Source organism: Oleiphilus sp. HI0079 (genome assembly GCF_001635105.1).
The window spans coordinates 1-416 of record NZ_LWFT01000404.1; the positions used below are offsets into that span (position 1 = coordinate 1).

The 416-nt window shown below is 43.0% G+C and carries 1 protein-coding gene; it reads right to left on the reverse strand.

The window, feature by feature from the left end; translation table 11 throughout:
• Positions 1 to 416, reverse strand: a 416-nt coding sequence (locus tag A3750_RS25945; RefSeq protein WP_197474917.1) for a hypothetical protein, incomplete at both ends; no start/stop codon positions are given.

The window sequence follows — 416 nt, forward strand, 5'->3', positions numbered from 1 at the left end:
TCATCCCAACGTGCTGTTGCGGCTTCTTTTGGGCGAGTCATGGTATGTAATTGCCATAGTATTAACAGACGGGTTAGTGGCCTGATGTTGGCGTTCGAAAGTGTTTCTAGAAAATCTGGCAATTCCTTGCAGGGTATCGTCGGCGAATGCCGCACATTAGGGCTTGGGAATAACTTGGAAATGTCGGCCAGATGGTTAAATGGAATGATTCTACGAATAAATGCATAGCGCATTACTTCGTTGATAAAAGTACTTAGACGTTTGACCGTCTCCAGTTTGCCTTCATTCACCAGAGGTCTAAGAGTTAGCTCAACATCTCTGACATCAATTTTACTTAAAGGTATATCACCAAGCTTTGCCAAGAGATGTTTGTCAAAACGCAACTGCATCGTGTCAGCGGTTTCTTTTTTGACTTT